The 25,222-nt window shown below is 58.2% G+C and carries 24 protein-coding genes and 1 riboswitch; of the genes, 14 read left to right on the top strand and 10 right to left on the bottom strand.

What is annotated here, in order from left to right:
• Nucleotides 1-5 precede the first annotated feature (5 nt).
• From AC2FIZ_RS15180 to cysQ, 6 genes are all read right to left on the bottom strand, one after another.
• Nucleotides 6-1,706, bottom strand: coding sequence for a DUF5927 domain-containing protein (locus tag AC2FIZ_RS15180; protein WP_282027498.1), 1,701 nt, complete (start codon nt 1,704-1,706; stop codon nt 6-8).
• Complete coding sequence (locus tag AC2FIZ_RS15175; protein ID WP_142637363.1) at nt 1,703-2,689, bottom strand: glycosyltransferase family 2 protein; 987 nt, start codon at nt 2,687-2,689, stop codon at nt 1,703-1,705. The genes AC2FIZ_RS15180 and AC2FIZ_RS15175 overlap by 4 nt, the downstream gene beginning before the upstream one ends.
• A gap of 146 nt (nt 2,690-2,835) precedes the next feature.
• A complete protein-coding gene (locus AC2FIZ_RS15170) occupies nt 2,836-3,930 on the bottom strand; it encodes a glycosyltransferase family 2 protein (protein WP_282027500.1) in 1,095 nt (364 codons plus the stop codon).
• A complete protein-coding gene (gene galE, locus AC2FIZ_RS15165; protein ID WP_281995826.1) occupies nt 3,890-4,873 on the bottom strand; it encodes a UDP-glucose 4-epimerase GalE in 984 nt (327 codons plus the stop codon). The genes AC2FIZ_RS15170 and galE overlap by 41 nt, the downstream gene beginning before the upstream one ends.
• Nucleotides 4,874-4,921: 48 nt before the next feature.
• Entirely contained in the window at nt 4,922-5,722 is an 801-nt protein-coding gene (locus tag AC2FIZ_RS15160) for a 3-deoxy-manno-octulosonate cytidylyltransferase (RefSeq protein WP_271950570.1), read from the bottom strand.
• Entirely contained in the window at nt 5,722-6,519 is a 798-nt protein-coding gene (gene cysQ / locus AC2FIZ_RS15155; RefSeq protein ID WP_142637355.1) for a 3'(2'),5'-bisphosphate nucleotidase CysQ, read from the bottom strand. The genes AC2FIZ_RS15160 and cysQ overlap by 1 nt, the downstream gene beginning before the upstream one ends.
• Before the next feature lie 122 nt (nt 6,520-6,641).
• Between cysQ and AC2FIZ_RS15150 the strand changes: the two genes are divergently transcribed.
• On the top strand, nt 6,642-7,463 hold the full coding sequence (locus tag AC2FIZ_RS15150) for an ABC transporter permease (protein ID WP_142637353.1): 822 nt from the start codon (nt 6,642-6,644) through the stop codon (nt 7,461-7,463).
• On the opposite strand, the gene AC2FIZ_RS15145 is transcribed toward AC2FIZ_RS15150, so the two are convergent.
• On the bottom strand, nt 7,460-8,062 hold the full coding sequence (locus tag AC2FIZ_RS15145; RefSeq protein WP_281995828.1) for an alpha-ketoglutarate-dependent dioxygenase AlkB family protein: 603 nt from the start codon (nt 8,060-8,062) through the stop codon (nt 7,460-7,462). The two genes, AC2FIZ_RS15150 and AC2FIZ_RS15145, sit on opposite strands and share 4 nt — an antisense overlap.
• Nucleotides 8,063-8,273: 211 nt before the next feature.
• Between AC2FIZ_RS15145 and dnaK the strand changes: the two genes are divergently transcribed.
• The 13 genes from dnaK (at nt 8,274) to radC (ending at nt 19,875) form a co-directional block, all read left to right on the top strand.
• Entirely contained in the window at nt 8,274-10,181 is a 1,908-nt protein-coding gene (dnaK, locus tag AC2FIZ_RS15140) for a molecular chaperone DnaK (RefSeq protein ID WP_281973405.1), read from the top strand.
• Nucleotides 10,182-10,255: 74 nt separating this feature from the next.
• A complete protein-coding gene (gene dnaJ, locus AC2FIZ_RS15135; RefSeq protein ID WP_142637347.1) occupies nt 10,256-11,404 on the top strand; it encodes a molecular chaperone DnaJ in 1,149 nt (382 codons plus the stop codon).
• Between the two features lie 166 nt (nt 11,405-11,570).
• Nucleotides 11,571-11,677: riboswitch (TPP riboswitch) on the top strand.
• 47 nt (nt 11,678-11,724) lie between these two features.
• Entirely contained in the window at nt 11,725-12,528 is an 804-nt protein-coding gene (gene thiD, locus AC2FIZ_RS15130; protein WP_282022160.1) for a bifunctional hydroxymethylpyrimidine kinase/phosphomethylpyrimidine kinase, read from the top strand.
• A complete protein-coding gene (locus AC2FIZ_RS15125) occupies nt 12,525-13,502 on the top strand; it encodes an FAD-dependent oxidoreductase (RefSeq protein WP_282022161.1) in 978 nt (325 codons plus the stop codon). Before thiD ends, AC2FIZ_RS15125 begins: the two co-directional genes overlap by 4 nt.
• Nucleotides 13,486-13,680, top strand: coding sequence for a sulfur carrier protein ThiS (gene thiS / locus AC2FIZ_RS15120; protein ID WP_142637341.1), 195 nt, complete (start codon nt 13,486-13,488; stop codon nt 13,678-13,680). The genes AC2FIZ_RS15125 and thiS overlap by 17 nt, the downstream gene beginning before the upstream one ends.
• Before the next feature lie 2 nt (nt 13,681-13,682).
• Complete coding sequence (locus tag AC2FIZ_RS15115; RefSeq protein WP_142637339.1) at nt 13,683-14,447, top strand: thiazole synthase; 765 nt, start codon at nt 13,683-13,685, stop codon at nt 14,445-14,447.
• Nucleotides 14,444-15,040 (top strand): thiamine phosphate synthase, encoded by a 597-nt coding sequence (locus tag AC2FIZ_RS15110; protein WP_282027501.1) that lies wholly within the window; start codon nt 14,444-14,446, stop codon nt 15,038-15,040. Before AC2FIZ_RS15115 ends, AC2FIZ_RS15110 begins: the two co-directional genes overlap by 4 nt.
• Complete coding sequence (locus AC2FIZ_RS15105) at nt 15,037-16,002, top strand: ThiF family adenylyltransferase (protein ID WP_496791278.1); 966 nt, start codon at nt 15,037-15,039, stop codon at nt 16,000-16,002. Before AC2FIZ_RS15110 ends, AC2FIZ_RS15105 begins: the two co-directional genes overlap by 4 nt.
• A 19-nt stretch (nt 16,003-16,021) precedes the next feature.
• Complete coding sequence (locus AC2FIZ_RS15100) at nt 16,022-16,957, top strand: ABC transporter substrate-binding protein (RefSeq protein ID WP_496791277.1); 936 nt, start codon at nt 16,022-16,024, stop codon at nt 16,955-16,957.
• A complete protein-coding gene (gene tenA, locus AC2FIZ_RS15095) occupies nt 16,954-17,628 on the top strand; it encodes a thiaminase II (RefSeq protein WP_496791275.1) in 675 nt (224 codons plus the stop codon). The genes AC2FIZ_RS15100 and tenA overlap by 4 nt, the downstream gene beginning before the upstream one ends.
• Nucleotides 17,625-18,353 (top strand): ABC transporter ATP-binding protein, encoded by a 729-nt coding sequence (locus AC2FIZ_RS15090; RefSeq protein ID WP_496791274.1) that lies wholly within the window; start codon nt 17,625-17,627, stop codon nt 18,351-18,353. Before tenA ends, AC2FIZ_RS15090 begins: the two co-directional genes overlap by 4 nt.
• Complete coding sequence (locus AC2FIZ_RS15085; RefSeq protein ID WP_496791273.1) at nt 18,350-19,084, top strand: ABC transporter permease; 735 nt, start codon at nt 18,350-18,352, stop codon at nt 19,082-19,084. Before AC2FIZ_RS15090 ends, AC2FIZ_RS15085 begins: the two co-directional genes overlap by 4 nt.
• A 35-nt stretch (nt 19,085-19,119) precedes the next feature.
• Nucleotides 19,120-19,875 (top strand): RadC family protein, encoded by a 756-nt coding sequence (gene radC, locus AC2FIZ_RS15080; protein ID WP_271950544.1) that lies wholly within the window; start codon nt 19,120-19,122, stop codon nt 19,873-19,875.
• A gap of 3 nt (nt 19,876-19,878) precedes the next feature.
• On the opposite strand, the gene AC2FIZ_RS15075 is transcribed toward radC, so the two are convergent.
• The 3 genes from AC2FIZ_RS15075 to secA form a co-directional block, all read right to left on the bottom strand.
• The gene (locus AC2FIZ_RS15075; RefSeq protein ID WP_496708265.1) at nt 19,879-21,435 is read right to left on the bottom strand and encodes a phosphate ABC transporter substrate-binding/OmpA family protein; all 1,557 of its coding nucleotides are present in this window, start codon (nt 21,433-21,435) and stop codon (nt 19,879-19,881) included.
• Nucleotides 21,436-21,460: 25 nt separating this feature from the next.
• Nucleotides 21,461-22,387: a hypothetical protein gene (locus tag AC2FIZ_RS15070; RefSeq protein WP_142637323.1), complete on the bottom strand. Its 927-nt coding sequence runs from the start codon at nt 22,385-22,387 to the stop codon at nt 21,461-21,463.
• A 100-nt stretch (nt 22,388-22,487) separates the two neighbouring features.
• Complete coding sequence (gene secA / locus AC2FIZ_RS15065) at nt 22,488-25,205, bottom strand: preprotein translocase subunit SecA (RefSeq protein ID WP_496791271.1); 2,718 nt, start codon at nt 25,203-25,205, stop codon at nt 22,488-22,490.
• Nucleotides 25,206-25,222: the final 17 nt, after the last annotated feature.

Raw genomic sequence — 25,222 nt, 5'->3', positions numbered from 1 at the left:
AAACGCTATTGCACCAGATATGGTTTTCGATAAGGCCTGAGTTGCCGGCCAAAAATGTCATCGGCTGGAAAATCTCCCATAAGATAAGGGTGCATACCCTGGTTCTTCAGGTTTTGCAGGAACTTCCCGAACCCGGACAGGTCGACCATTGTAGGGGCTTGGGTCAGGTGGCTGGGATTCTGGGATCCGGTTTCTTCCAGAATTGATTGCAGAGGCTCCATCGGAGATTCCACAAACTCGGCCAGCGACCAGGTGCGCACTTTGGCCTTGGTCCAGACCGAAGTTAAAACCTCAAGCTGTTTGGTCTCGATTTGTTGCAGGCGGGCGGCTTCGTTACGGATATCCGCGAAATTTCCATTCGAACGGAACAGTGGAATGGCCCAGGCGCCTGTGACAACGGAAATCTGCGCATTTCTGTCGCGCGCCAGAAACCAGTTGATGTCCTGCGTATCCGTGGGGCCAAATTGAAAGCACTGCTTCTCGCCCCGAGTATTCCAGATCAAGTTCGACAAAAACGCCGTAGGATTATAGTCCCGCAGGCTGGCACAATCGCTTAGTGCGCCGTTGACCAAAGGCGCTCCGCCGGCGAATTCCGCACGTTCGGGACCGAAGAGGTGACCGTGGACCTTTGTTCCGGTGGCTTCCGATAGCCAGGGCTCGAAATCTGCGAACAGTTCGGTAAACCCCTGGAATACCGAATAGGGGAACGACGTCAGTCCGTTCTCGCTGCCGTGGCGGGGAAAGCGGCTTTGCATATACAGGCCATCCCGGCCTCGAGTCCTGCGCTCGACCGCTTTCGAGAATAACCGGTCGATCTTGCCCGGGTTGGGTTCAGTAGGCTTCATCGCCTGTGCCTGGTTGGTCAGAAACGCCTGATAAAGCCGATTGGCCTGGGGCCAGATCTTGCGTGCTACAAAACAGTCCGACCGTCGCAATAGCTGTAGATGATCGTCATAAAAAATATGCGGGCGACCTTGATAATCGAATTTGGACAGCGTCAGAGAGCGACTTTCGATATGTGTTGAATAAAGCCGGGTTAGGGTCTGAAAATAGCTTTCGTCTGGAATCCAGACGCGCCGAAAATAGCGGTCATATGTTTTGCGTTTGGGATCTTGCAGAATGGCCGACAGCGTTTGACGGGTCAGGCACCACCATTGACTGCCCATATGTGGCACCAGACCTTCGGGTATCGACCGTCGGATCCCGATTGTCCGCTGTAGCTTTACGTAAGCGTCGAACAATTTGCGCTGTTTACGCCACGAGAACGGAAATCTCAGCGTAAATCGTTCCTGATCCAGTCCGCCAATCGTCCAGCTTACATCAGCTGTTGTCGCGCTTTCGATAAAGTCGACACGGGGCCGTTCCGCTAGATATGTGACCAGCTCATCGACGGGCCGTAGCGGTAGGCAGGCGCCCGAGGCCAGAAAGATATGGTGTACCTCGGGAAAGGCCTCCAGCATCAGTTCAGCCGCTGATTGCGAGGCTGCAACAATGCCCCAACCGCCCCAGTTGCAGGTGTGGCGCTCCGAGAACCGGATCAGAGGTTCGTCCGCACAGGAGGCTACAAAGCCATCAAAAACAGTGTCCGCAACCTTGAGGTCGACATGGATCACCACCGGGCAGCCGGATGCCGCCCAATGGCGCGCGACCTGTTGCGCCCTTGGAAGCGCGGCATGCACCAGCATGATGACGCCAAGGCTGCTCATGCCCAGTTCCCTTTCGACATGAGGCCAAGAATCTCAAGCTGTCGCCAGTTGATATAAGCCTCGGACCGGTCGCACCAAAACACCGGACGGTCGTTCAGCCCTTCGGCATAGGCGCGATATTCGCCGGACCCGCGATAGTGCTGACGCCGCTCCATCTCTTCATGTGCCTTGTCACCCAGGGTGTTGATCAGCTTGGCATGCAGCAACGCCCCGCTGGTTTTTTCGCCGCCCCAATCGTCATAGACTTGGTTCAGCCCGCGTGGCAGCAGCGAATGGGTCGAACTGACATAGACATATCGACGGTCCCACTTGACCAGCGGTATCTTGTTCAACGCAGGCGCCTTTTCCGGAGCCTGGCGGAAAAAGACACGGGCGCGCGGCCCACCCTGTATCCAGAGATTCCCGTATTCAGGGTTTTTGCTGATCACATAATTCCCGGCATCGAACCAACGGGCAATCTCGAAGGGGTCTTGCCCCTCACGATAGGGTTCGGCATCTACCGGGCCCTGCGGGTACATGTCGATCAGCATGGTGCCGAAACTGCGGACGGCACAGCCATCAAGCCAGTCGGTCAGGGCACGAATGGGCCGCGTGTCGCAGAACGGATAGATGAAGAACTCATCCGGATCGACCGTCAGAACCCAGTGCCCATCGGCGTATTTGCGCAGCAGATAGTTCGACCAATCAGTGCCATATGTGGCCCGCTTATAGCTGCCGTTGGACTGCCAGACCGATACGTCCGGCTGACTACTCAGAAACTCGCGTGTGCCGTCGTCGCTGTTGTTGTCCACAAACAAAAAGCGATCAACGCCAAGTTTTCGGTAATATTCCAGAAAATAGGGCAGGCGGATTTTTTCGTTTCGCACCACGCTCATCAACAGGATGTCACCGGGTTGAATGGCGTTGGTTTTGTCGGAAACCGCTTCTAATTCGCGCCGTTTGCGAACGCAACGCAACAGGCGGCGCTTGCGCCGCAATCTCATTCGGTATGAATCCAACAGGCTCACGCGACTGCCCAACCTTTGTTTATACGCGAGCATACCCGGAGCCTGAACAAGCCAGAGTGGAGCCGGGCGAATGCCATTTTATGCCACTTTACCATCTAATGAAGCAACGCATTTAAAAGTAGTTAGTCCGAAACGTTGTTTTTCCAGTCAGTTTTACCCATCAAGCCAAGCTCACACAGTTGGCGCCATCCGATATATTCCACCGATTGTGGATCCCACATGATCGGGCGGTTAATTATGCCATCATAATAGTTGTCGAACTCCGCCGGGTCGTGAAAATGCTGCGCTCGGGTTTTCTCGATTCTTGATTTGATGACCACCTCGGGCAGGAACTTTGTGTGCAGTAGCACGCCTGAAGGGTCGTTGCTCCCCGGTCCGTCATATGTGGCGTTCAAACCTCGGGGCAGGGCGGAATGGCAGGAGTTCACGTAAGCATAGTGCCTCGACCAGCGTACCAGCGGTATTTTGTTTAAAGTTGGTGACCGCTCGGGCCGGTCAGCAAAAAACACGCGTTCCCGTGCACCGCCCTGAACCCAGAGATTGCCCAGCGGCGATTGCCGTTTGGCGCGCAACGGGCCTGGATCAAACCAGCCCAAAACTTCGGTCGGGTCGGTTCCGGGGTCATAGGGCTGTGTGCCGAGCTGATCTTTGGGGTAGAGGTCCAGCATCAGCGCCCCGAAAGCGTCGCGCCCCTGCACCTCTAGCCGTTGGGTCAAATCCTGCAGCGGATGGCTGTCCCATTCGGGATAGATAAGCAACTCATCCGCATCCACCATCAAAGTCCAATGGCCGTGACCAAATCGCATCTGTAGCCAGGTCAACCAATCCAGCCCGTATCGTGAGGCGCGATAGCTGGCATCGGTTTGCCACAAGGATACATCCGGTTGATCTTTCAGATATGTGATCGAGCCATCATCGCTGCCGTTGTCCACGATCAGAAAATGATCAACGCCCAGCGACCGGTAGTGATGGAAATACCAGGGCAGGCGCGTGATTTCATTTCGCAGGGTGGTAAAGACCAGTATCGCACCCGGGCGTATCTGGTCGGTTCGGTCGACCAGTTGGGTTAACTGATGGCGGCTGCGAAAGGATCGCCACAACAGCCGCCTGCGTTTCAGGCGCAAGCGATAGCGTTGCACCCATCCGATTGGCGGCAGGGTATCGCTCACGCGGCCCTCATCTGTCGTAATGCCCGTTCTGATGCCAGCGCCAGGCATCGGCAATCATCGTCTCTAACACGGATCTTTTGGGGGACCAGCCCAGTTCTTGCCCGGCCCTGTCCGAGCCCGAAACCAGCTTGGTGCAATCTCCGGCGCGGCGTGGACCGATTGTATAGGGCACTGCGCGATTGGTGACGGATTTCGACTGTTCGATCACCTCCATGACTGAAAAGCCGGACCCGGTGCCCAGGTTGAAAACGCGACTGTCTTTGCCCTGTTCCAGCCATCGCAGCCCCAGAACATGCGCGTCAACCAGATCGCAGACATGCACGTAATCGCGGATACAGGTGCCATCGGGCGTGTCATAGTCGGTTCCGAACACAGTCAGCCCGTCGCGCTTGCCGTCAATCGCATCCAACATCAGCGGAACCAGATGGGTCTCGGGGCGGTGGAATTCGCCTACTTCTCCGTCCGGATCGGCGCCAGCCACGTTGAAATAGCGAAAAATCACATGGTTCATCCCGTGAGCGGCCTGGAAATCACGCAGGATATCCTCGATCGCGCGTTTGGAGGCGCCGTAAGCGTTCAGCGGCTGCTGTGGCGTGTTCTCGTCCAGCACCACATTGTCATGTTCGCCATAGGTGGCGCAGGTCGATGAGAACACGAAATCCAGACATCCAGCCGCCACCGCGGCCTCGATCAGGGTCAGCGAACCAGTGACATTGTTCGACCAGTATCTTCCGGGTTCCGACATCGCCTCGCCCACCTGGCTGAGCGCTGCGAAATGCATCACGGCGGCGGGTTGATACTTGGCGAAAACCTCATCCAGGCGCGCCCGGTCCAGCAGATCACCCTGTGCGAACGGGCCAAATTTGACCGCGTCCTGCCAACCGGTGATCAGGTTGTCATAGGTGACAGGTGTGTACCCGGCACGAGACAGTGCCTTGCAGGCATGGGATCCGATATATCCGGCACCGCCGGTTACAAGGATATGTGTCATATCAGATCCCGTTATTCCGGTTTTTCAGGGTGCGACAGCCTGCGGCACTCAGTCCAGCCCCATCGCGGCCATCATCTCTTCAAGTTTGGGAACGTCCTGCGGATTGTTTAGTTCCCAGAACTGGCGGCCTTTGGATTCGACTTCAACACACAGAACCTTACGCCCGTTTTCCATGAAACGCAGCTGTTCCAGCCCTTCCAGTTGCTCTAATGGACCGACAGGCCAGGACGGATAAGCCGCCAGCGCGTCAGGGCGGTAGGCATAGACGCCGACATGGTGAAACACCGGCGTTTCCTCCCCGCCCGCATAAGCCTGTGAAGTAAAGGGCACGACCTCTTTCGAGAAATACATCGCGCCGTGATCAGCGGCGAAAACGGCGGTTGTTCCACCGACGCGCCCGTGTTTGCGGTCATTCAGCAGGCTGTTGAGCGCATCGCCGTCGCAGCGCAGAACCGGAGTGGCCACCCCAGCCTTGGGTGCGGCACGCAGACCGGTGATCAGATCTTCGACGAACCAATGCGGGGTCAGCGGTGCATCGCCCTGCAGGTTCACCACGATGTCATAGCTTGCGCCCAGCACATCATGCGCTTCGGCGCAGCGTTCGGTGCCATTGCCACAGGTTTGCGAGGTCATCACAACCTCGGCCCCGAACCCTTCGGCCACCTCGCGAATGCGGTCGTCATCGGTGGCAACCACAACGCGGTCCACGCCCGAGACCGAACTGGCCGCGCGCCATGACCGCTCGATCAGAGTCATTGCATTGCCACTGGCTCCGGTGAGCGGCACCAGAGGTTTGCCCGGATAGCGGGTCGAGGCATAGCGGGCGGGAATGGCGATCAGAACGGACATCAGGCCTCCTTCAGGTCTACACCCGGAGCGTAGGCGATAAAGAACGGGTTTGCATAGCCGTCCTTGCCATAGGTCAGCGGCGCATGATTGTCGAACCGGACAACTTTGCCGCCCGCACCTGTCAGCACGGCGTGACCTGCTGCCGTATCCCATTCCATCGTGCGGCCAACGCGGGGATAGATATCTGCCTCTCCCGTCGCAATCAGGCAGAACTTCAGCGACGAGCCCGCGCTTTTGCTGTCCTGCACTTGATATTTGTTGATGTAATCGTCGGTCGCCTGGTCACGATGTGACTTCGAGGCCACGACCAAAAGCGCGGAATTGTCTGGATCAGAGACCGAAATCGGAGTCACGGCACCGGGTTGATCCTTGTCCAGCGCGCCGGTTTCCTCGACCGATTGCCCGTCGGCCAAAGTATAGAACATCCGGCCGCGGGCTGGCGCATAAACCACGCCACGCGTTGGGGTGCCGTTTTCGACCAACGCGATATTAACGGTGAAATCGCCGCGCCGGTTGATGAACTCTTTGGTGCCATCCAACGGATCAACGATCAGGAACGTATCGCCTTTTTCAGAATGCGAGGCGGCCTGTTCCTCAGTCACCAGCAGGATATTGGGGAACGCCGCACGCAGACCGGCCGAGATCAGCGCATCGGCGGCCTCATCTGCTTCGGTCACGGGGCTGGCATCGGATTTGACCTTCACGTCAAACCCATCCGAGTTATAGATGTCCATGATCGTATCGCCCGCTTCCAGGGCCAGACGTCGGATGACGGGGATGAGGGCATCATAGGTCACAAAAAAGCTCCGTTCCTGTGATTTGTTGATCGAATAACCTGACGGCCTTATGCTGTGCTGGTTACGGAACGGCAAGAATTTCGTGCCAGATTGCAGGCAATAATACAGGAAAGACGCTTCGGGTGTTTTATTACAAGCGAAACCGGTCGCTTATAGGCGGTGCGTTTACGACGGCGGAACTGGTGTTTCACGCCGTCGTCCGGAATGTCCGATCTCAACATAGCAATGCTGTGCTTTCGGTGCTTATCAATATTTTCCAGGTTCTGGTGCTGGTGAGTGTGTTTTACGTGATCATGTCCCTTCTTGGCGCGCGCGTTGCCAAAATCCGGGGTGAGTTCATTCTGTATCTGCTGTCTGGGGTTTTCCTGTTTCTGACGCACATTAAAGCCGTCGGTTCGGTTTCCGGATTGGACACGGGTAATAACCCGATGATGCTGCATTCGCCGATGAACATGATGGTCGTGCTTATGGCTGCCGCTTTCGGGTCGCTGTATACTCAGGTTTTGACAATCGTCATCATCCTGTTTGTCTACAGCGTATCGGTTGCTCCGCTGGAAATTCAGGAGCCCGGTGGCGCCTTTGCCATGCTGATGCTGGCCTGGTTCACGGGCTGTGCGGTCGGCGTGGTGTTCATGGCGATCAAGCCCTGGTTTCCGACCACTGCCACGATCATGAGCACAATTTACCGGCGCCTGAATATGGTGTTCTCGGGAAAAATGTTCGTCGGCAATGCGCTGGGCGGGTTCATGTTGACCATGTTCGCCTGGAATCCGTTGTTTCACATTATCGACCAGTGTCGGGGTTTCGTTTTTCGGAATTACTATCCGCGCAATACCAACTGGGAATATCCTGTCTGGGTCGGGTTGGCTCTGTTGTTGATCGGCTTGCTTGGAATTTTCTTTACCCGCCAGCATGTGTCGCAAAGCTGGAGCGCACGCCGTTAACCCGCCACGCGCAAGGTCAGGTTGATCCGCCCGCCCTTTGGCAACAGTTTTGAAGACCCGAAACGAATGCGATCTACCCCGTGATAGGTTAGGCGCGCGGGTCCGCCCATCACAACAACATCGCCCGAGCCAAGCCAGATCGATTCCGTTTTGCCCCCTCGGGTCGTGTTGCCAATGCGGAACAACGCGTCGTCACCTAATGAGATCGAAAGGACCGGCCAGGAAAAATCGGCCTCGTCCTTATCCTGATGCAGGCCCATTCGCGCCCCTTCGCCATAGTAGTTGACCAAGCAACAGTCGGGGTCACGTTCGGAGCTGGCAAGATCGCGCCAGATATCCAGAATGCAGTCTGGAATGGCGGGCCATTCCATACCCTTTGGATGGTGCGGCTGGTACCTGTACCCGTTCTTGTCAGTGACCCAACCCAGCGCCCCGGCCGAGGTCATGCGAACAGACATTTCCTTGCCCGAAGGGGTGGTCGGGCGGAACAAAGGTGCTGATTTCAGAATCGGACGCAACAGCGTGATCAGCTGTGCCTGGGCAGCTCCGTCAAGGTAAGCTTTCCTGATTTCAAAACCGCGTAAAAGCAGCCGCGCCATTCTAGATTCCTCAATCCTTGCCAAAACCTTGCTAAAAAGGCTGCAGATTCCTGAAAACCTGCATTTGTGAATGCTTGCAGGCCCCTGTTCCCGTCCTTATATACGCCGGGACGCGCGATGGTGTAGGACCATTGCGCAAATCAGATCGGGGCCAGATGCCATAACGGGTCGGGCCTCGGGACATCGCCTTGAAGAGAAAGGGATTGAACATATGGGAAAAGTAATCGGGATTGACCTCGGCACCACCAACTCGTGCGTTGCCATCATGGACGGTTCGCAGCCGAAGGTCATCGAAAACGCCGAAGGGGCGCGGACCACGCCCTCGATCGTCGCCTTCACCGAAGATGAGCGACTGGTCGGTCAGCCTGCGAAACGCCAGGCGGTCACCAACCCCGACAACACGGTTTTTGGCGTCAAACGCCTGATCGGTCGTCGTGTGGATGATGCCGAAGTCGAAAAAGACAAGAAAATGGTACCATACGCCATCGTTGATGGCGGCAATGGCGACGCGTGGGTCGAAGCCCGCGGTGAAAAGTACTCCCCAAGCCAGATTTCGGCCTTCACTCTGGGCAAGATGAAGGAAACCGCTGAAAGCTACTTGGGTGAGGAAGTCACACAAGCCGTCATCACCGTTCCGGCCTATTTCAACGACGCACAGCGTCAGGCGACCAAAGATGCCGGTAAAATCGCCGGCCTGGAAGTGCTGCGGATCATCAACGAACCGACAGCTGCCGCTCTGGCCTATGGTCTGGACAAGGAAGAAACCCAAACCATCGCGGTTTATGACCTTGGTGGCGGTACCTTCGACGTAACCATTCTGGAAATCGACGACGGGTTGTTCGAGGTTAAATCGACCAATGGCGACACCTTCCTGGGTGGTGAAGACTTTGACATGCGCATCGTCAACTACCTGGCGGATGAGTTCAAAAAGGAGCACGGTGTCGATCTGTCCCAGGACAAGATGGCGCTGCAGCGTCTGAAAGAAGCTGCGGAAAAAGCCAAGATCGAACTGTCCTCGACCTCACAAACCGAAATCAACCAGCCGTTCATCTCGATGGGCGCCAACGGCCAGCCGCTGCACATGGTCATGAAACTGACCCGTGCCAAGCTGGAATCGCTGGTTGGTGATCTGATCAAGAAGTCGATGAAGCCCTGCGCGGCTGCTCTGAAAGATGCTGGCCTGTCGGCTGGCGATGTAGATGAGGTTGTTCTGGTCGGTGGTATGACCCGGATGCCGAAAGTGATCGAAGAGGTCACTAAATTCTTCGGTAAAGAGCCGCACAAAGGTGTGAACCCGGACGAAGTGGTTGCCATGGGCGCCGCTATTCAGGCCGGTGTTCTGCAGGGTGACGTCAAAGACGTTGTTTTGCTGGACGTGACACCGCTGTCGTTGGGGATCGAGACGCTGGGTGGTGTGTTCACCCGACTGATCGACCGCAACACCACGATCCCGACGAAAAAGTCTCAGGTCTTCTCGACCGCCGAAGACAACCAGAACGCCGTGACCATTCGCTGTTTCCAAGGGGAACGTGAAATGGCTGCGGACAACAAGATCCTGGGTCAGTTCAACCTCGAAGATATCCCGCCAGCACCGCGCGGCATGCCGCAGATCGAGGTGACTTTTGACATTGACGCCAACGGCATCGTCTCGGTTTCGGCCAAGGACAAGGGCACTGGCAAAGAGCAGAAGATTACCATCCAGGCATCGGGCGGCCTGTCCGACGAGGACATCGAAAAGATGGTCAAGGACGCCGAAGAGAACGCGGAGGCCGACAAAGAACGCCGCGAGCTGGTCGACGCAAAGAACCAGGCGGAAAGCCTGATCCACTCGACAGAAAAGTCGATGGAAGAACATGCCGACAAGGTTGATCCAACAACCATCGAAGCCATCGAGCTGGCGATTGCCGCGCTGAAAGACGAGCTGGAAACCGAGAATGCCGACAAGATCAAGTCGGGCATCCAGAACGTTACCGAAGCGGCCATGAAGCTGGGCGAAGCCATCTACAAAGCGCAAGCTGAAGACGGCGAAGATGAACCTGCCGCTGCGGATGCTGCACCTGGCGAGGATGACATCGTCGATGCCGAGTTCGAAGATCTGGACAACGACAAGCGTAGCTAACGGGTAACCGGGCCAATTCGGGCCGGTCCGGTCACCGGGCCGGCCCGATTACGTTGAGGCAGAAGGAAATACTGATGTCAAAACGCGACTATTACGATGTGCTCGGCGTATCCAAGGGTGCATCAGCGGACGAGATCAAGAAAGGCTTTCGTAAGAAAGCCAAAGAATTGCATCCCGACCGCAACAAGGACAATCCGGAGTCAGAGGCACAGTTCAAAGAAGCGAACGAGGCCTATGACGTCCTGAAAGATGCTGAACGCAAGGCGGCTTATGACAGGTTCGGTCATGCTGCATTCGAAAATGGCATGGGCGGCGGTGGCCGACCTGGCGCTGGCTTTGGTCAGGGCGACTTTTCCAGTGCATTCTCGGATGTGTTCGACGACCTGTTCGGCGATTTCATGGGCGGCCAACGGGGCGGGGGCGGTGGACGTCGTGCCGCACGCGGTTCGGATCTGCGCTATAACCTGCGCGTCTCGCTGGAAGAGGCGTATTCAGGTCAGCAGAAAACCATCAATGTCCCGGCAGCGGTTGCCTGTTCGTCCTGCGACGGATCTGGGGCTGAAGGCGGTGTTGAGCCCACCACCTGTCCGACCTGTTCGGGTATGGGCAAGGTGCGTGCGCAACAAGGCTTTTTCACAGTAGAACGCAGCTGTCCGACCTGTTCGGGCCTGGGTCAAATCGTCAAGAACCCCTGCAAATCCTGTCAGGGTGCGGGCCGTGTTGAAAAAGAACGCGCTTTGTCAGTTAACATTCCAGCCGGTGTCGAAACCGGCACGCGCATTCGTCTGGCCGGTGAAGGCGAGGCTGGAATGCGCGGTGGCCCTCCGGGTGATCTATACATCTTTGTAGAGGTCTCAGATCACAGGCTGTTCGAGCGTGACAGCGTGAACCTCTATTGCCGCGTGCCGGTCAGCATGGCCAAAGCCGCGCTTGGTGGTTCGATCGAAGTTCCGACCATCGACGGTGGCCGCGGGCGTGTGCAGATTCCAGCGGGCAGCCAATCGGGTCGCCAGATGCGCCTGCGCGGCAAGGGCATGCCAGCCCTGCGCGGCGGCGGTGTTGGCGACATGTTCATCGAGCTGGCCGTGGAAACTCCGGTAAACCTCACCAGCCGCCAGAAAGAGCTGCTGCGCGAGTTCGACGACCTGGGTGAAGACAATCACCCGGAATCCAACAGCTTTTTCTCCTCCGTCAAATCCTTCTGGGACGGGATGAAGGGCTGAAGTCTTTTCCCAAAAAAAGGGGGCGCTGCCCCCGCGACTCCCCCGAGGAATTTAGGGCCAGATGAAGCAGGTGATCCGCTCTTCATCGGGCTAAAAATACCTCGGAGCGCGAGGCAGAGCCTCGCAAATCTCCGCTTGATTATTGTCGCCGCTCCTGAGATGGTCCGCGCAACCGTTGGGGTGCCTTGTTCGCAAGGCTGAGAGGTGCAGCTGCATCAACCCATCGAACCTGATCCGGGCAATTCCGGCGGAGGGAACGGTCTTATGAATACAGACGTTTTCCATCCTCCGTTGTTGCCCCTAGAAGATGGAGCAACGACATGGCAGCTATTGCCTTGACCATTGCAGGGTCCGACAGCGGAGGCGGGGCCGGAATTCAGGCGGACCTCAAGGCGATGTCTGCGCTGGGCGTTTATGGGGCCAGCGTTATTACGGCGGTGACTGCGCAAAACACCCTGGCCGTGACAGCCGTTCATGGCATTCCTCTGAGTGTGATCCGCGCGCAAATCGACGCCGTGCTGAACGATCTGGATGTCAGGGCGATCAAGATCGGCATGCTGGCAACCCCCGAGATTATCGAGACCGTTGCAGATGCCCTGTCGGGCTATGCCGGGCCCATAGTTTTGGACCCTGTCATGATAGCGAAATCCGGGGATGCATTGCTGGCGGGTGACGCAATCCGGACCCTTATGGACCTTCTGATACCACGCGCGACCGTCCTGACACCCAATTTGCCCGAAGCTGGGCGGCTGCTTGAGCAGAACGAAGCGCAGTCTCCGGATGAAATGGTGGCTCAGGGGCTGGCCCTTTGCGCAAAGGGTGCCGCGTCGGTTTTGATGAAAGGCGGGCACGGTAAGGGCGAGATATGTCATGATCTGTTGGTCGACGGCTCGGGTTTGGTGGATGAATTCACGGCGCAGCGCCGGAATACAAAGAACACCCATGGGACCGGATGCACCTTGTCCTCGTCCATATCCGCCGGGCTGGCCAAAGGTCTGAGCTTGCGGGATTCCGTGGCAGAGGCACATGCTTATTTGCAAGGCGCTATCGCCCAGGCTGATGGGCTGTGCGTGGGCCGGGGCCATGGTCCGGTGCATCATTTCCATCGGGTCTGGCCAGCGTGAGGATCTGGTCTGTCATAGGGGCAGGCGTGGCCGGTTTGGCTGTTGCGTCCGAATTGGCCCATCGCGGCGCACGGGTGCAGGTCTTTGACCCCGCCGGCCTGCCGGGTCCGCATGGCTGTTCTTGGTGGGCCGGGGGAATGCTGGCCCCGTGGTGCGAGTTCGAAAATGCCGAAGAGCCGGTCTTGCGCCTGGGGCAGGGTGCTTTTGACTGGTGGGCGACCCGGACCAAGGTTCATCAGCGCGGTACTTTGGTCGTTTGCGGTGCGCGCGACTTGCCGGATTTGCGTCGGTTTGGTCGTCGAACGCAGGGGTATCATGAGGTAAATCAGCAGGAACTAGCCACATTAGAGCCTGATCTACATGGTTTCGGCAACGGTCTGTATTTCAAGGACGAAGCCCATATAGACCCACGCAAGGCGCTGCAGGATGTGTTCGACGATCTTATCGCGCGGGGCGTTGCCTTTCATCGCGAACCCGCCCCTACTGGGTTGGAGAACGCGATTGACTGCCGTGGTCTTCAGGCGCGGGACGCCTTGTCTGATCTTCGGGGCGTAAAGGGTGAGATGCTGGTGATCCGCTGCCCTGATGTGACGCTGACCCGGCCCGTGCGCCTGTTGCATCCCCGGATGCCGCTTTACATCGTGCCGCGTGGCGATGGCATCTACATGCTGGGCGCGACGATGATTGAATCCGAGGATAAAACCCGCATCACCGCGCGCTCGATGTTGGAACTGCTCAGCGCGGCCTATGCGTTGAACCCCGCTTTTGGCGAGGCCGAGGTGCTAGAGATCGGCGTCGATCTGCGCCCGGCCTTTCCCGACAATCTGCCTCGGATCCGGCGTCGGGGCAGGACGATTTACGCCAACGGGCTGTACCGCCACGGGTATCTGCTGGCACCGGCGCTGGCCCAGGGCGTTGCCGATCTGGCGCTTGAACACAAACATTCGGAGATGGTCGATGAAGATCGTGCTTAATGGCGAGCCGCGCGAGGTGCGGGCCGAGACCTTATCGGAATTGCTGATGGAATGCGGCTACTCGGGCCGTGTCGCCACTGCGGTGAACGAAGATTTCGTGCCCTCGGGGCTGCGTGTTGCCCATGCTTTGGTTGAAGGGGATCGGATCGAAATCGTCGCGCCGATGCAGGGGGGCTGAGGATGAAATCCTTTTACGGAACCACATTGGCCAACCCGCTGATGCTGGGCACGGCGCAATATCCCAGCCCAGCTATTCTGGAGCAGGCCTTTCGCGAAAGCGGGGCGGGTGTTGCCACGGTCTCGCTTCGCCGTGAATCCGGGGCGGGGCAAGCATTCTGGCAGATGATCCGCGATCTGGGCGTGTTGGTGCTGCCCAACACCGCCGGATGCCACACGGTCAAAGAGGCGGTGACCACCGCCCATATGGCACGTGAGGTCTTTGATACCAAGTGGATCAAGCTGGAACTGATCGGCCATACCGACAGCCTGCAGCCGGATGTGTTCCAGCTGGTCGAAGCCGCGCGCATTCTGACCAGCGACGGGTTTCAGGTCTTTCCCTATACGACCGACGATCTGATTGTTGGCGAACGGCTGCTTGCCGCCGGGTGTGAGGTGCTGATGCCATGGGGCGCGCCGATCGGGTCAGGGCGGGGGCTGAACAATGAATATGCCCTGCGGGCGATGCGGGCAGAGTTCCCGGATGTGCCCTTGGTGATTGACGCGGGCATCGGCCTGCCCAGCCACGCCGCCCACGCGATGGAGCTGGGTTATGACGCTGTACTGCTGAACACTGCTGTGGCCCGCGCCGGGGACCCCGTTTTGATGGCCCGCGCAATGGCCCGCGCGATCGAGGCCGGGCAACTGGCCCATCAGGCCGACCCGATCGAGGCGCGCGATATGGCGGAACCTTCGACCCCGGTTATTGGAAAGGCATTTCTGTCATGACACTCGACCGGTTTTATCCGATCTTCGATCATTCGGACTGGCTGCGCCGGATGCTGCCGCTGGGCATCAAGTTGGTACAGCTGAGGGTCAAGGACCAGCCCATGGATATGGTGCGTGACCAGATTGCCAAGTCGCGTGACCTGTGCCGCGCAAATGGGACAGTTCTGGTGGTCAATGACTATTGGCAGGCGGCCATCGACGCCGGCTGTGACTGGGTGCATTTGGGGCAAGAGGATCTGGACGAGGCCGATCTGACTGCCATCCGCAAGGCGGGTTTGAAACTGGGCGTGTCCACCCATGATGATGATGAGTTAGAGCGCGTGCTGGCCATGGACCCCGACTATGTGGCGCTTGGCCCGGTCTATCCCACCATCCTGAAAAAGATGAAATGGCAGCAGCAGGGTCTGCCCCGCGTCACAGAATGGAAAGCGCGCGTTGGTGATACTCCACTGGTTGGCATCGGCGGGATGAGCGTCGAGCGTGCACCAGGTGTCCTGCAGGCTGGGGCGGATATCGTCTCGGTCGTGACCGATATTACCCTGAATACCAACCCCGAGGCGCGTTTGAGTCAATGGATCGAGGTCACCAGATGAGCCGATATGCTCGTCAGACGCTGTTGCCAGAGGTTGGGGCCGAAGGGCAGGCGCGCCTGTCCTCGGCACGTGTGTTGGTGGTAGGGGCAGGCGGGTTGGCTGCTCCGGCCCTGCTATTGCTGGCCGGGGCTGGGATCGGGCAGATCACGATCCTGGATAGGGATCAGGTTGAGCTGTCCAACCTGCATCGGCAGACCTTGTTTTCTGAGACGGATTGCGGACACCCCAAGGCCGAGCGTGCGGCGGTGCGGTGCAAGGCGATCAATGGGGACATAGACGTCAGCGGCAAAAAACAGGCTCTAAAAAGCGAAAATGCTGGCAACTTGGTTGCTCAGGCGGATGTGATCCTGGATTGTGCAGACAGCTATTCGGCCAGCTATATCCTCTCGGACACTTGCTTGGCGCAGGGCAAGCCGCTGATCAGCGCCTCGGTGCTTGGGCTGTCGGGCTATGTCGGCGGTTTCTGCGGCGGCGCTCCGTCTTTGCGGGCGCTGTTTCCGGATGCGCCGGACAGCGGGGCAAGCTGCGCCACCGCTGGTGTTCTGGGTTCGGTCGTCGGGACGGTCGGCGCGATGCAGGCACAGATGGCGCTGAACCTGATCCTTGGGCTGACGCCCTCGGTGCTGGGTCAGATGGTTCAGTACGATGGTCGGACACTCCGCAGCACGGCCTTCCGCTTTGATAATGCGCCCGAACCGAACAGCTGTTTCCGGTTTCTCTCGGCCGGGCAGCTGACGACAGATGACCATATCATCGAGCTGCGCAGCCCCGAGGAATCCCCGCGCCCGGTACATCCTGACGCGCAACGGATATCGCCGGATGATCTGAGCGATATCGACCCTAATAAGGGCAAAAGACTGGCATTGTGCTGTGCTACCGGATTGCGCGCCTGGCGCGCTGCCGAACGAATTCAACCGAATTGGCCGGGCGAGATTGTTCTTGTCGCAGCCTCAACTTCGTGAACAGAAGGAACCGCGAAACATGAAGAAACTGATCGCTGCAATCGCCCTGCTGGCTGCCGCGCCGGCCTGGGCCGAGGATAAGATGACCGTCTTGTTGGATTGGTTTGTAAACCCTGACCATGGTCCAATTATCGTCGCACAGGAAAACGGCTATTTCGCCGACCAGGGGCTTGAGGTTGAAATCATTCCGCCCGCGGACCCCTCCGCGCCGCCGCGTCTGGTGGCCGCTGGTCAGGCCGATCTGGCAGTGTCCTACCAGCCTCAGCTGCATCTGCAAATCCATGAGGGCTTGCCGCTGAAACGGGTCGGCACGCTGGTTGCCACCCCGCTGAACTGCCTGCTGGTGCTGGATGATGGCCCGATCAAGTCGCTGGCCGATCTGCGGGGCAAGAAAATCGGTTTCTCGGTCGCCGGTGTCGAAGAGGCGATCCTGACAACCCTGCTGGGGCAGCATGATATCGGTCTGGATGAGATTGAGATGGTCAACGTCAACTTCTCGCTGTCGCCGTCGCTGATGACCGGTCAGGTGGATGCAGTTATCGGGGCGTTCCGGAATTTTGAGCTGAACCAGATGGATATCGAAGGTGTCGCGGGTCGCTGTTTCTATATCGAAGAGGAAGGCATCCCACCCTATGACGAGCTGATTTATGTCGCCAATCCCGATACGATGGATGCCGACAAAATCGCCCGTTTCTTGGCCGCGACCGAGAAAGCGACCCAGTATATCGTCAACAACCCGGAAAAAAGCTGGGAAATCTTCGCGGCCACCTCGACCGAGCTGAAGGATGAGCTTAATGCCCGCGCCTGGATCGACACGCTGCCCCGGTTCGCACTGCGTCCGGCGGCGTTTGATGCGGGTCGCTATGCGCGGTTCGAGGAGTTCCTGAAGAACAGCGGCATGATCGACAGCCTGAACCCGGTCAGCGACATTGCCATCGATGTGACCGCGCAATGAGCAATTACGGCAAAGCTTTCGCATTGATGCGGGATGCCGCGCAGGGGCCGTGGCGGGATTACACTCGCCACACCTTTGTGGAAGGGATGAAAGACGGAACGCTGCCGCGCGCGGCGTTCCTGCATTACCTGCGACAGGACTATGTGTTCCTGATCCATTTTTCCCGTGCTTGGGCACTGGCGGTTGTCAAATCCGAGACTCATTCGGAAATGCTGACCGCCGTAGCCACGGTAAATGCGCTGGTTGCCGAGGAAATGCAGCTGCATATCGGTATCTGTGAGGCGGCTGGGATCTCCCATGAGGAGCTGTTCGCAACCCCTGAACGCGCCGAAAACCTGGCCTATACGCGCTTTGTGCTTGAGGCCGGGTATAGCGGTGATTTGCTCGACCTGCTGGCGGCTCTGGCCCCTTGTGTGATGGGCTATGGCGAAATCGGCACGCGGTTGGCCGCTGAAGCTACATCCGAGGTCTATCTTGATTGGATTGATACCTATGCCAGTGACGACTACCAAGGCGCGTGCGAAGCGGTCGGAGATCTGCTGGATCAGGCTCTAACAAGGCGCATTGGTGCGGATATTCAGACTTCCCCACGCTGGGACCGCCTGTGCCAGACCTTCCGCACGGCAACCGAGCTAGAAGTCAACTTCTGGCAAATGGGCCTGACCCCATGACCCCGGCGCCCGATCTGAGCATCACAGGCACGGCCACGATTGACGGCGCGACACTGTTCGCGCCGCTTACCCTGACCCTTGGGGCCGGGCAGTGGACTTGCCTGTTGGGCGGATCGGGCGTTGGTAAAACCACAATTCTACGTCTGATTGCCGGGCTTGATACAGGTGCCGTGTTCACCGGGCAGATCACCGCAGGCGACGGTGCTCCGATGCAGGACCGCGTGGCCTATATGGCGCAGGATGATTTGCTGCTGCCCTGGGCAACGGTCGCACAAAATGTCTCGTTAGGTGCGCGGCTTCGGGGCAAGTCGGTCGATCTGGAGCGGCGCAACCGTCTGATTCAGCGCATGCGATTGCAGGATCATATGACCAAGAAACCCGCCGAACTGTCGGGCGGCCAACGCCAACGCGTCGCTTTAGCCCGCACGCTGATGGAAGATCGCCCGATTGTTCTGCTGGATGAGCCGTTCTCGGCGCTGGATGCCCGCACCCGTGCCGATATGCAGGATCTTGCAGTCGAGGCGTTGCAGGGCCGGACCGTTTTGCTGGTGACACATGACCCGGGTGAGGCCGCCCGGCTGGGCCAGTCCATCATGGTGATGACACAGCAGGGCCTGACCCCCTGTGAGCCGCCGCATGCCCCGGCCCCGCGCCATGTGGACGACCTTGAGACGCTGGAAACGCAAGGTGCGCTGTTGCGCTTGCTGCGCGAGGCGGTCGCATGAAATATCTCTCAGCCCTTGCAGCCACCGTGTTCGCGATTGCCATCTGGCAGGGGATCGTCTGGACGACCGGCTTGCCTAAGTTCATCCTGCCAAGCCCCGCCGTGGTGGCCGAGATCTGGTGGCAGAACCGTTGGCTGATTGCCGAACACACTTGGATCACTGCGGTCGAAGTGGTGATTGGATTGGCCTTTGGGACGGTTCTGGGTGTGGTCACTGCGCTGCAACTGGCCAATTCGCGGGCGGCGCGCGTGCTGGTACAGCCGATGCTGGTGTTCACGCAGGCTCTGCCGGTGTTTGCGCTGGCCCCGTTGTTGACGCTTTGGCTGGGCTATGGCCTCTGGTCCAAGGTCGCGATGGCGGTGCTGATCATCTATTTCCCGATCACCTCGTCTTTCTTCGATGGGCTGATGCGGACGCCGCAGGGCTATCTGGACCTTGCGCGCACGATGCAGGCCAGTCCGCGTGCAGTGCTGTGGTATATCCGCATTCCGGCGGCGATGCCCTCGCTGGCGTCGGGGATGAGGCTGGCCGCCGTCTATGCGCCGATCGGGGCGGTGATTGGTGAATGGGTCGGCTCGTCGCAAGGGTTGGGATATTTGATGCTGTTGGCCAATGGCCGTGCAAAGACCGATCTGATGTTCGCCGCGATGCTGACCTTGGGAGTGTTTTCCATCGTGTTGCATATGGTTGTCCGCCGCGCCACTGCCCGCATGGCAGGTGAGGTGCGTTAACCATCTGGAAACCGATTCTGCGTCAGGCTGAGAGCATGACACAGGACGCCTTTTCCGAAGCCCCAATGCTATTCGATACAGACGAAGCCCCCGCGCAGCCGCTGCCGACGGGTCGGTTACCCTCCTACATCAAAGATCATCGCAAGCGGCTGCGCGAACGGTTCCTGTCTGGCGGGTCCGCCGCCATGCCGGATTATGAGCTGTTGGAACTGGTCCTGTTCCGTTCAATCCCCCGGCAGGATGTGAAACCGCTGGCGCGTGCGCTGATGGAAACGTTCGGCGATTTCAATCGGGTGCTGACCGCGCCCGAGGAACGGCTGCGCCAAATCAAAGGCGTCGGGGATAGCGTGATCACCGATCTGAAAATCCTTGAGGCCTGCGCCCATCGCATGGCCCGCGCACGGGTGATGAGGCGACATGTGATTTCCGGATGGGACGCATTGCTGGACTATTGCCACACCACCATGGCCCATCGTGAGACCGAACAATTCCGTGTGTTCTATCTGGATCGCAAAAACGTGCTGATCGCTGATGAGGAACAGGCCAAGGGCACGGTGGATCATGTCCCTGTCTATCCGCGTGAGGTTGCCAAACGGGCGCTGGAGCTGAATGCCTCGGCGTTGATACTTGTGCATAACCATCCGTCAGGTGACCCGACCCCGTCGCAATCGGATATCGACATGACCAACCGAATTCAGGATGCCTGCCTGGCACTGGGCCTGACGCTGCATGACCATCTGATCATTGGAAAGTCGAACGAGCTGAGCTTTAGGTCCGAGGGTTATCTGTAGCTGCTATTGAACCCAGACCTCGACCCGGCGGTTGACCTTTCGGCCCCATTCCGTGTCGTCGCAGGCCATTGGCATGGCCTCGCCAAAGGCGTCGACCGTGATTTCGATGCTGTCCCCGATAGCGGTTTCAATCTCGGCCAATACGGCATTGCGAACGGTTTTTGCCCGCAACAATGCGATCCGCGCATTGGTTGACGCTGCCCCTTCGCCATCGCTGAAGCCGACAAACCTAAGCTTTCGGGCATCGAGGGTCCCGGATTCCAAAAGAAGGGCAAGATGTCGGATATTGGACCGTGACTGCGCATCCGGGCGCGAGGAACCGGGCTCGAACCGGAAGGACAGTGACAGGCGGGACATGGGTCTGAAAATCTCGACCAGCCGCTGAAGTTCCTCCAAACCAACTTCTGATCCGCCCGACGCGATAGCATTGGCAAGTCGATCCCCTTGCACCCCAAGACCCATAGTCTCGGGGGTTTGATCGACAAAGCCAGCCTCGCGTATTGCCATCTGCGCCTCGGTTCCTTGGGTGTAGGCCAGGAATTGACGTGCAAAACGCGGCAATCGCCTGTCCGGCAGGTATAAAAACATAGGTGAGGTCAGCGGATAATCTTCGGTCTTGATTGACTGCCGAGTAGCCGCCAGCGCATGACCGCACCCGCCGGTCAAAGGCAGGGCACGCGCGGTGCTGGCTTCGGCTTGGCTTGCCACACCTATTGAAAAGGGATCCGCAGCAACGGTACGTACCAGATCAGTACTGCGGTCATGCCGAATGGCCGCCTCGGAAAGGGCTGTGCCGGAGGGTGCCAGAAGCCTGTCTTCGACATTCTGGGCCAGACCCGAACCGGCTTCCGGAAGGTGCAGTGAAATTGGCGCATCGGGTCCGCCCAACTCGGCCCAACTCGTAATCTCGCCCGAAAACACCCGGGTTAATTCCGCAAGCGAGATTTGCTGTAACGGGTTCGAGTTGGCAACGATTGGTACCAAAGCGTCAAGCGCGATGACGCGGGCCCGGCGGGTGCGGGTCAGATCGCCAAGGCCTACCGCTTGTGCGGCTTGCTCCTCTTCGGGTCGGATTTCGCGCAACGCCAGAACAATATCAGCCTGGTTTTCTGCCTGCGCCCTAAATCCGCGCTCAGTGTTCCCTGCGTCAAAGAAGAACCGACCCAGCGGTGCTGCCCTCCCGGGTTGGTGCAGTTCGTAAGAAAATGTGTTGGCGGTCAGCCTGTTTGGAGTCGCCGACAACCCTTGCTGCTGTGCGAAGCCAACAATCAGCGCTGGTAGAACCTTTTCCGCCATGACCGAAGATCCGGCAAATCGGATTTCAGCCACAAAATCGGTCAGGCTTGGGCAGGCAGGTCCGGTACAGGTCACACCGGACCCATCAACTGTCAGCGTGCCGAATTGTGTTGCCACACGATAGAACTCGCCGTCAAATCCCAGCAGGTCACCGGTGACTTCGACCTTGCCGTCATGCGATCTAAGCGAGATGTCTTGCGCCTGTGCGCCCGACGCGATTGTAACGGAAGCCAGTGCAGCCGCTGCCACACGAAAGAATGTCATAAGATGCCCGAGCCTGCCTGCGGATTTAGTTTGCGGCGATTGTCAGGTCTTGGAAGAGATTATTCAACACCAGAAACTCTCCGGTGCGGGAGCATTCAGGAAAACTCAGCGTCCTGTCTTTTGATCTCAACCGATCATCCCGCAATTCAAGCGACTGGATGTTCAGGTCGCGCCCGCAATTTTCCGAAGTCACCTCGGTTTCGACAGTGATTTCTATCGACCCGTTTTGGTTGGAAAGACCAGCAGGGAACGAATAGATTTCGATGTTTTTCATGTCCCCGGTTCCGGTATTGCCCAGACGCACTACCTGTCCGGCGCCTTCGGTCGGGGTCTCGGCCGAGACATGGCCATTGCCGCCATAGCTGGCCCCGAATTCCAGCGCATGAATTTGCAGGTCAGTTTCACCCTGCCATTGCAGTGCAATGCGTTCGTAATTGGCAATGTCAGCGATATGGGTGGTTGCGACTGTTCCATGCTGGTCTTCAAACGAGATCAGAAAGATCGCATATTCTGACAGGGCCGGGATTGTCATGTCCATGCGCCCTACTGCGTCGGTGCGCTGTGTGACTGTCAGACCGCTATGGTGAATTTCCACAGATTCATTACTGTGGCAGGGGGCGTTGACGACCAGCCGGGCGGCAGCACCGGGAACGGCAGTAGCGCGCGCACTGAGGGTGCAGTCAATGGGATTGACTGGTTCTGATCGACTGGATTCGATAAAACGGTTGTCGGACCCAGTCTCTTTGCTTGTTCCGTGAACCGGTGCAGATGAGGTCAGAACGACTTCGCTTAACCCGGGGATGATTGAAGCCTGATCTGTAACTGATGCCACATCAACAGAAGCCCGCTCCCCTCGCGGTTGCGCAGGGGTTCCGTTCTGCATGAGGTAGCCAATGGCCAATGCACAAGCAACGGTGCCGCCAGTGGTTACGTAGTTCTTAATTACAAACAAGACACCCTCCCCAGTTGAAGGAGCGATTCGCACCCTGCAGTTGAATCACGGCTAATATGTGGCCGTGAGGCGGACTCATTGTGTCTCGATTGTGGTGACGTTAGGTCAATCGGCCATGGCAATGCTTAAACTTCTTGCCTGAACCGCAGGGGCACTTGTCGTTGCGCGACGGGTTTCCCCAAGTTGCCGGGTCGTCTTCGACAAATCCAGGCCGCGCATCACCCGAGGCTTCGGCCTCGGCCACCGCTTCGGCGTGACCAGCGGCCTGATCTACCGCCTGCTGCGCCCGTGCCTGCTGCGCTTGCATCTGGGTCAGCATTTCGCGCTGTTCCTCTTCGGTCAGCGGTCGCACGCGGGACAGCTGCTGGGTCACGGTTTCGCGCAACGAATCCAGCATGGATTCGAACAGCTGGAAGCTTTCGTTCTTGTATTCGTTCAGCGGGTCGCGCTGGGCATAGCCGCGGAAGCCCACGACCGAGCGCAGATGTTCCAGCGTCAGCAGATGTTCGCGCCATTTGCTGTCGATCGTGTTCAGCAAGACCTGCTTTTCGATGTTGCGCATGTTCTCGGGGCCGAACGCGGCCACTTTTTGCGCCATCATTTCGTCAGCGGCGTTGATCAGCCGTTCGCGCACCTGCTCGTCATCTACGCCTTCCTCAGCGGCCCAATCCTGAACCGGGGCGTCAATGGTCAATTTTTCCTTGACCGCTGCGTGCAAACCCTCGGTATCCCACTGATCGGCATAGGATTTCGGCGGCATATATTCGTCGATCAGGTCGTCGATCACCTGTTCGCGCATGTCTGATACGATTTCGGAAAGGTCGTCGGCGGACATGATTTCGCGCCGTTGGCTGAATACCACCTTACGCTGGTCGTTCATCACATCGTCGAATTTCAGGACGTTCTTGCGCATGTCAAAGTTGCGACCTTCGACCTTGGATTGCGCCCGCTCCAGCGATTTATTCACCCAAGGGTGGACGATGGCCTCACCTTCTTTCATGCCCAGCGTGGTCAGAACCTTGTCCAACCGTTCCGAGCCGAAGATGCGCATTAGGTCGTCTTCGAGGCTGAGGTAAAACACGGTGCGGCCCGGATCACCCTGACGGCCGGACCGGCCCCGCAGCTGGTTGTCGATACGGCGGCTTTCGTGGCGTTCCGAGGCCATGACGTAAAGGCCTCCTGCGGCCAGAACCTTTTCCTTTTCTTCGGCATGGCGCGCCTCTTCGGTGGCGCGCAACTGGGCCGGGTCGGCATCGGGGTTTTCTTCCAGCGCCTGCAGAACCTTCATTTCCACATTGCCGCCCAGCTGAATATCAGTACCGCGACCGGCCATGTTGGTGGCGATGGTTACTGCGCCATATCGGCCCGCATCGGCAACGATCTGCGCCTCTTGCTCGTGTTGGCGGGCATTCAGAACATTGTGCTGGATACCCTCTTTGGTGAGCATCTGGCTGAGCAATTCGGACTTTTCGATGGAAGTGGTGCCCAGAAGGACCGGTTGTCCGTTTTTCTGGGCTTCCTTTGTCTCGTCGATCATGGCGCCGTATTTTTCGGCTGCGGTACGAAAGACCTGATCGTCCTCATCCAGACGCGCGATCGGTTTGTTGGTTGGTACTTCGACAACGCCCAGACCGTAGATTTCGGTAAATTCCTCAGCCTCGGTCAGCGCGGTGCCGGTCATGCCGCCCAGCTTGTCATACAGGCGGAAATAGTTTTGGAACGTCACGCTGGCCAATGTTACGTTTTCGGGCTGGATCTGCACGTTTTCCTTGGCTTCGATGGCCTGATGAAGACCTTCCGACAGGCGACGACCTGGCATCATGCGACCGGTGAACTCATCAATCAGAACGACATTGCCGTCCCGCACGATGTAATCTTTGTCACGTGTAAACAGCTTATGCGCGCGCAAGCCCTGGTTCACGTGGTGAACGACCGTGGTGCTTTCAGGATCATACAGCGAATGGCCTTCTGGGATCAGGCCGTTGGCAATCAACTGTTGCTCCAGAAACTCGTTACCCTCATCCGTGAAGGTCACGTTCCGGGACTTTTCGTCCAGCGTGAAGTGATCTTCTCCCAATGACGGGATTAGCGCATCAATCGCGGTATACAGGTCCGACCGGTCCTCGGAGGGCCCGGAAATGACCAGCGGCGTCCGCGCCTCGTCAATCAGGATCGAGTCGACCTCATCCACGATCGCGAAATTGTGGTGTTTCTGGTAAATTTGATCCAGTTCCGCCTTCATATTATCGCGCAGGTAATCAAAACCCAGCTCATTGTTGGTGGCATAGGTCACGTCACAGGCATAAGCAGCCTTTTTCTCGGCATCGGGCTGCCCTGACCAGATGACACCGGTGGTCATGCCCACGGCGGCAAACACCTTGCCCATCCATTCCGAGTCGCGCTTGGCCAGGTATTCGTTCACCGTGACCACGTGCACGCCCTTACCGGTCAGCGCGTTCAGATAGGCGGGGAGGGTCGCAACCAATGTCTTGCCTTCACCCGTTTTCATCTCGGAAATATTGCCTTGATGCAGGAAGGCGCCGCCCATCAACTGCACATCAAAGGCACGCAGGCCCAGCGCGCGTTTTGCCCCTTCGCGTACGTTTGCAAACGCCTCGGGCAGCAGATCATCCAGGCTTTCGCCTTCCAGCGCACGTTTGCGCAGCTCGGCGGTCTTTGCGATCAGGCCTTCATCCGACAGATTCTCGAACTCGGGTTCCAGCGCGTTGATCTGTTCGATCAGGGGGCGGGTCGCCTTGATCTTGCGGTCGTTCGGTGTTCCGAACACCTTTTTGGCGAGCGTTCCGAGTCCCAGCATGTTCACTCCAGCGGATC

It is taken from the genome of Ruegeria sp. CDSB022 (assembly GCF_059611145.1).
This window is presented reverse-complemented; position numbering and strand designations above follow the sequence as displayed.

What these genes read in the sequence shown, in the direction of transcription:
- AC2FIZ_RS15180 (WP_282027498.1), bottom strand. Translation starts at nt 1,706, where the DNA reads ATGAGCAGCCTTGGCGTCATCATGCTGGTGCATGCCGCGCTTCCAAGG.
- AC2FIZ_RS15175 (WP_142637363.1), bottom strand. Translation starts at nt 2,689, where the DNA reads ATGAGATTGCGGCGCAAGCGCCGCCTGTTGCGTTGCGTTCGCAAACGG.
- AC2FIZ_RS15170 (WP_282027500.1), bottom strand. Translation starts at nt 3,930, where the DNA reads ATGCCTGGCGCTGGCATCAGAACGGGCATTACGACAGATGAGGGCCGC.
- galE (WP_281995826.1), bottom strand. Translation starts at nt 4,873, where the DNA reads ATGACACATATCCTTGTAACCGGCGGTGCCGGATATATCGGATCCCAT.
- AC2FIZ_RS15160 (WP_271950570.1), bottom strand. Translation starts at nt 5,722, where the DNA reads ATGTCCGTTCTGATCGCCATTCCCGCCCGCTATGCCTCGACCCGCTAT.
- AC2FIZ_RS15145 (WP_281995828.1), bottom strand. Translation starts at nt 8,062, where the DNA reads ATGGCGCGGCTGCTTTTACGCGGTTTTGAAATCAGGAAAGCTTACCTT.
- dnaK (WP_281973405.1), top strand. Translation starts at nt 8,274, where the DNA reads ATGGGAAAAGTAATCGGGATTGACCTCGGCACCACCAACTCGTGCGTT.
- dnaJ (WP_142637347.1), top strand. Translation starts at nt 10,256, where the DNA reads ATGTCAAAACGCGACTATTACGATGTGCTCGGCGTATCCAAGGGTGCA.
- thiD (WP_282022160.1), top strand. Translation starts at nt 11,725, where the DNA reads ATGGCAGCTATTGCCTTGACCATTGCAGGGTCCGACAGCGGAGGCGGG.
- thiS (WP_142637341.1), top strand. Translation starts at nt 13,486, where the DNA reads ATGAAGATCGTGCTTAATGGCGAGCCGCGCGAGGTGCGGGCCGAGACC.
- AC2FIZ_RS15115 (WP_142637339.1), top strand. Translation starts at nt 13,683, where the DNA reads ATGAAATCCTTTTACGGAACCACATTGGCCAACCCGCTGATGCTGGGC.
- AC2FIZ_RS15110 (WP_282027501.1), top strand. Translation starts at nt 14,444, where the DNA reads ATGACACTCGACCGGTTTTATCCGATCTTCGATCATTCGGACTGGCTG.
- AC2FIZ_RS15105 (WP_496791278.1), top strand. Translation starts at nt 15,037, where the DNA reads ATGAGCCGATATGCTCGTCAGACGCTGTTGCCAGAGGTTGGGGCCGAA.
- AC2FIZ_RS15100 (WP_496791277.1), top strand. Translation starts at nt 16,022, where the DNA reads ATGAAGAAACTGATCGCTGCAATCGCCCTGCTGGCTGCCGCGCCGGCC.
- tenA (WP_496791275.1), top strand. Translation starts at nt 16,954, where the DNA reads ATGAGCAATTACGGCAAAGCTTTCGCATTGATGCGGGATGCCGCGCAG.
- AC2FIZ_RS15090 (WP_496791274.1), top strand. Translation starts at nt 17,625, where the DNA reads ATGACCCCGGCGCCCGATCTGAGCATCACAGGCACGGCCACGATTGAC.
- AC2FIZ_RS15085 (WP_496791273.1), top strand. Translation starts at nt 18,350, where the DNA reads ATGAAATATCTCTCAGCCCTTGCAGCCACCGTGTTCGCGATTGCCATC.
- radC (WP_271950544.1), top strand. Translation starts at nt 19,120, where the DNA reads ATGACACAGGACGCCTTTTCCGAAGCCCCAATGCTATTCGATACAGAC.
- AC2FIZ_RS15075 (WP_496708265.1), bottom strand. Translation starts at nt 21,435, where the DNA reads ATGACATTCTTTCGTGTGGCAGCGGCTGCACTGGCTTCCGTTACAATC.
- secA (WP_496791271.1), bottom strand. Translation starts at nt 25,205, where the DNA reads ATGCTGGGACTCGGAACGCTCGCCAAAAAGGTGTTCGGAACACCGAAC.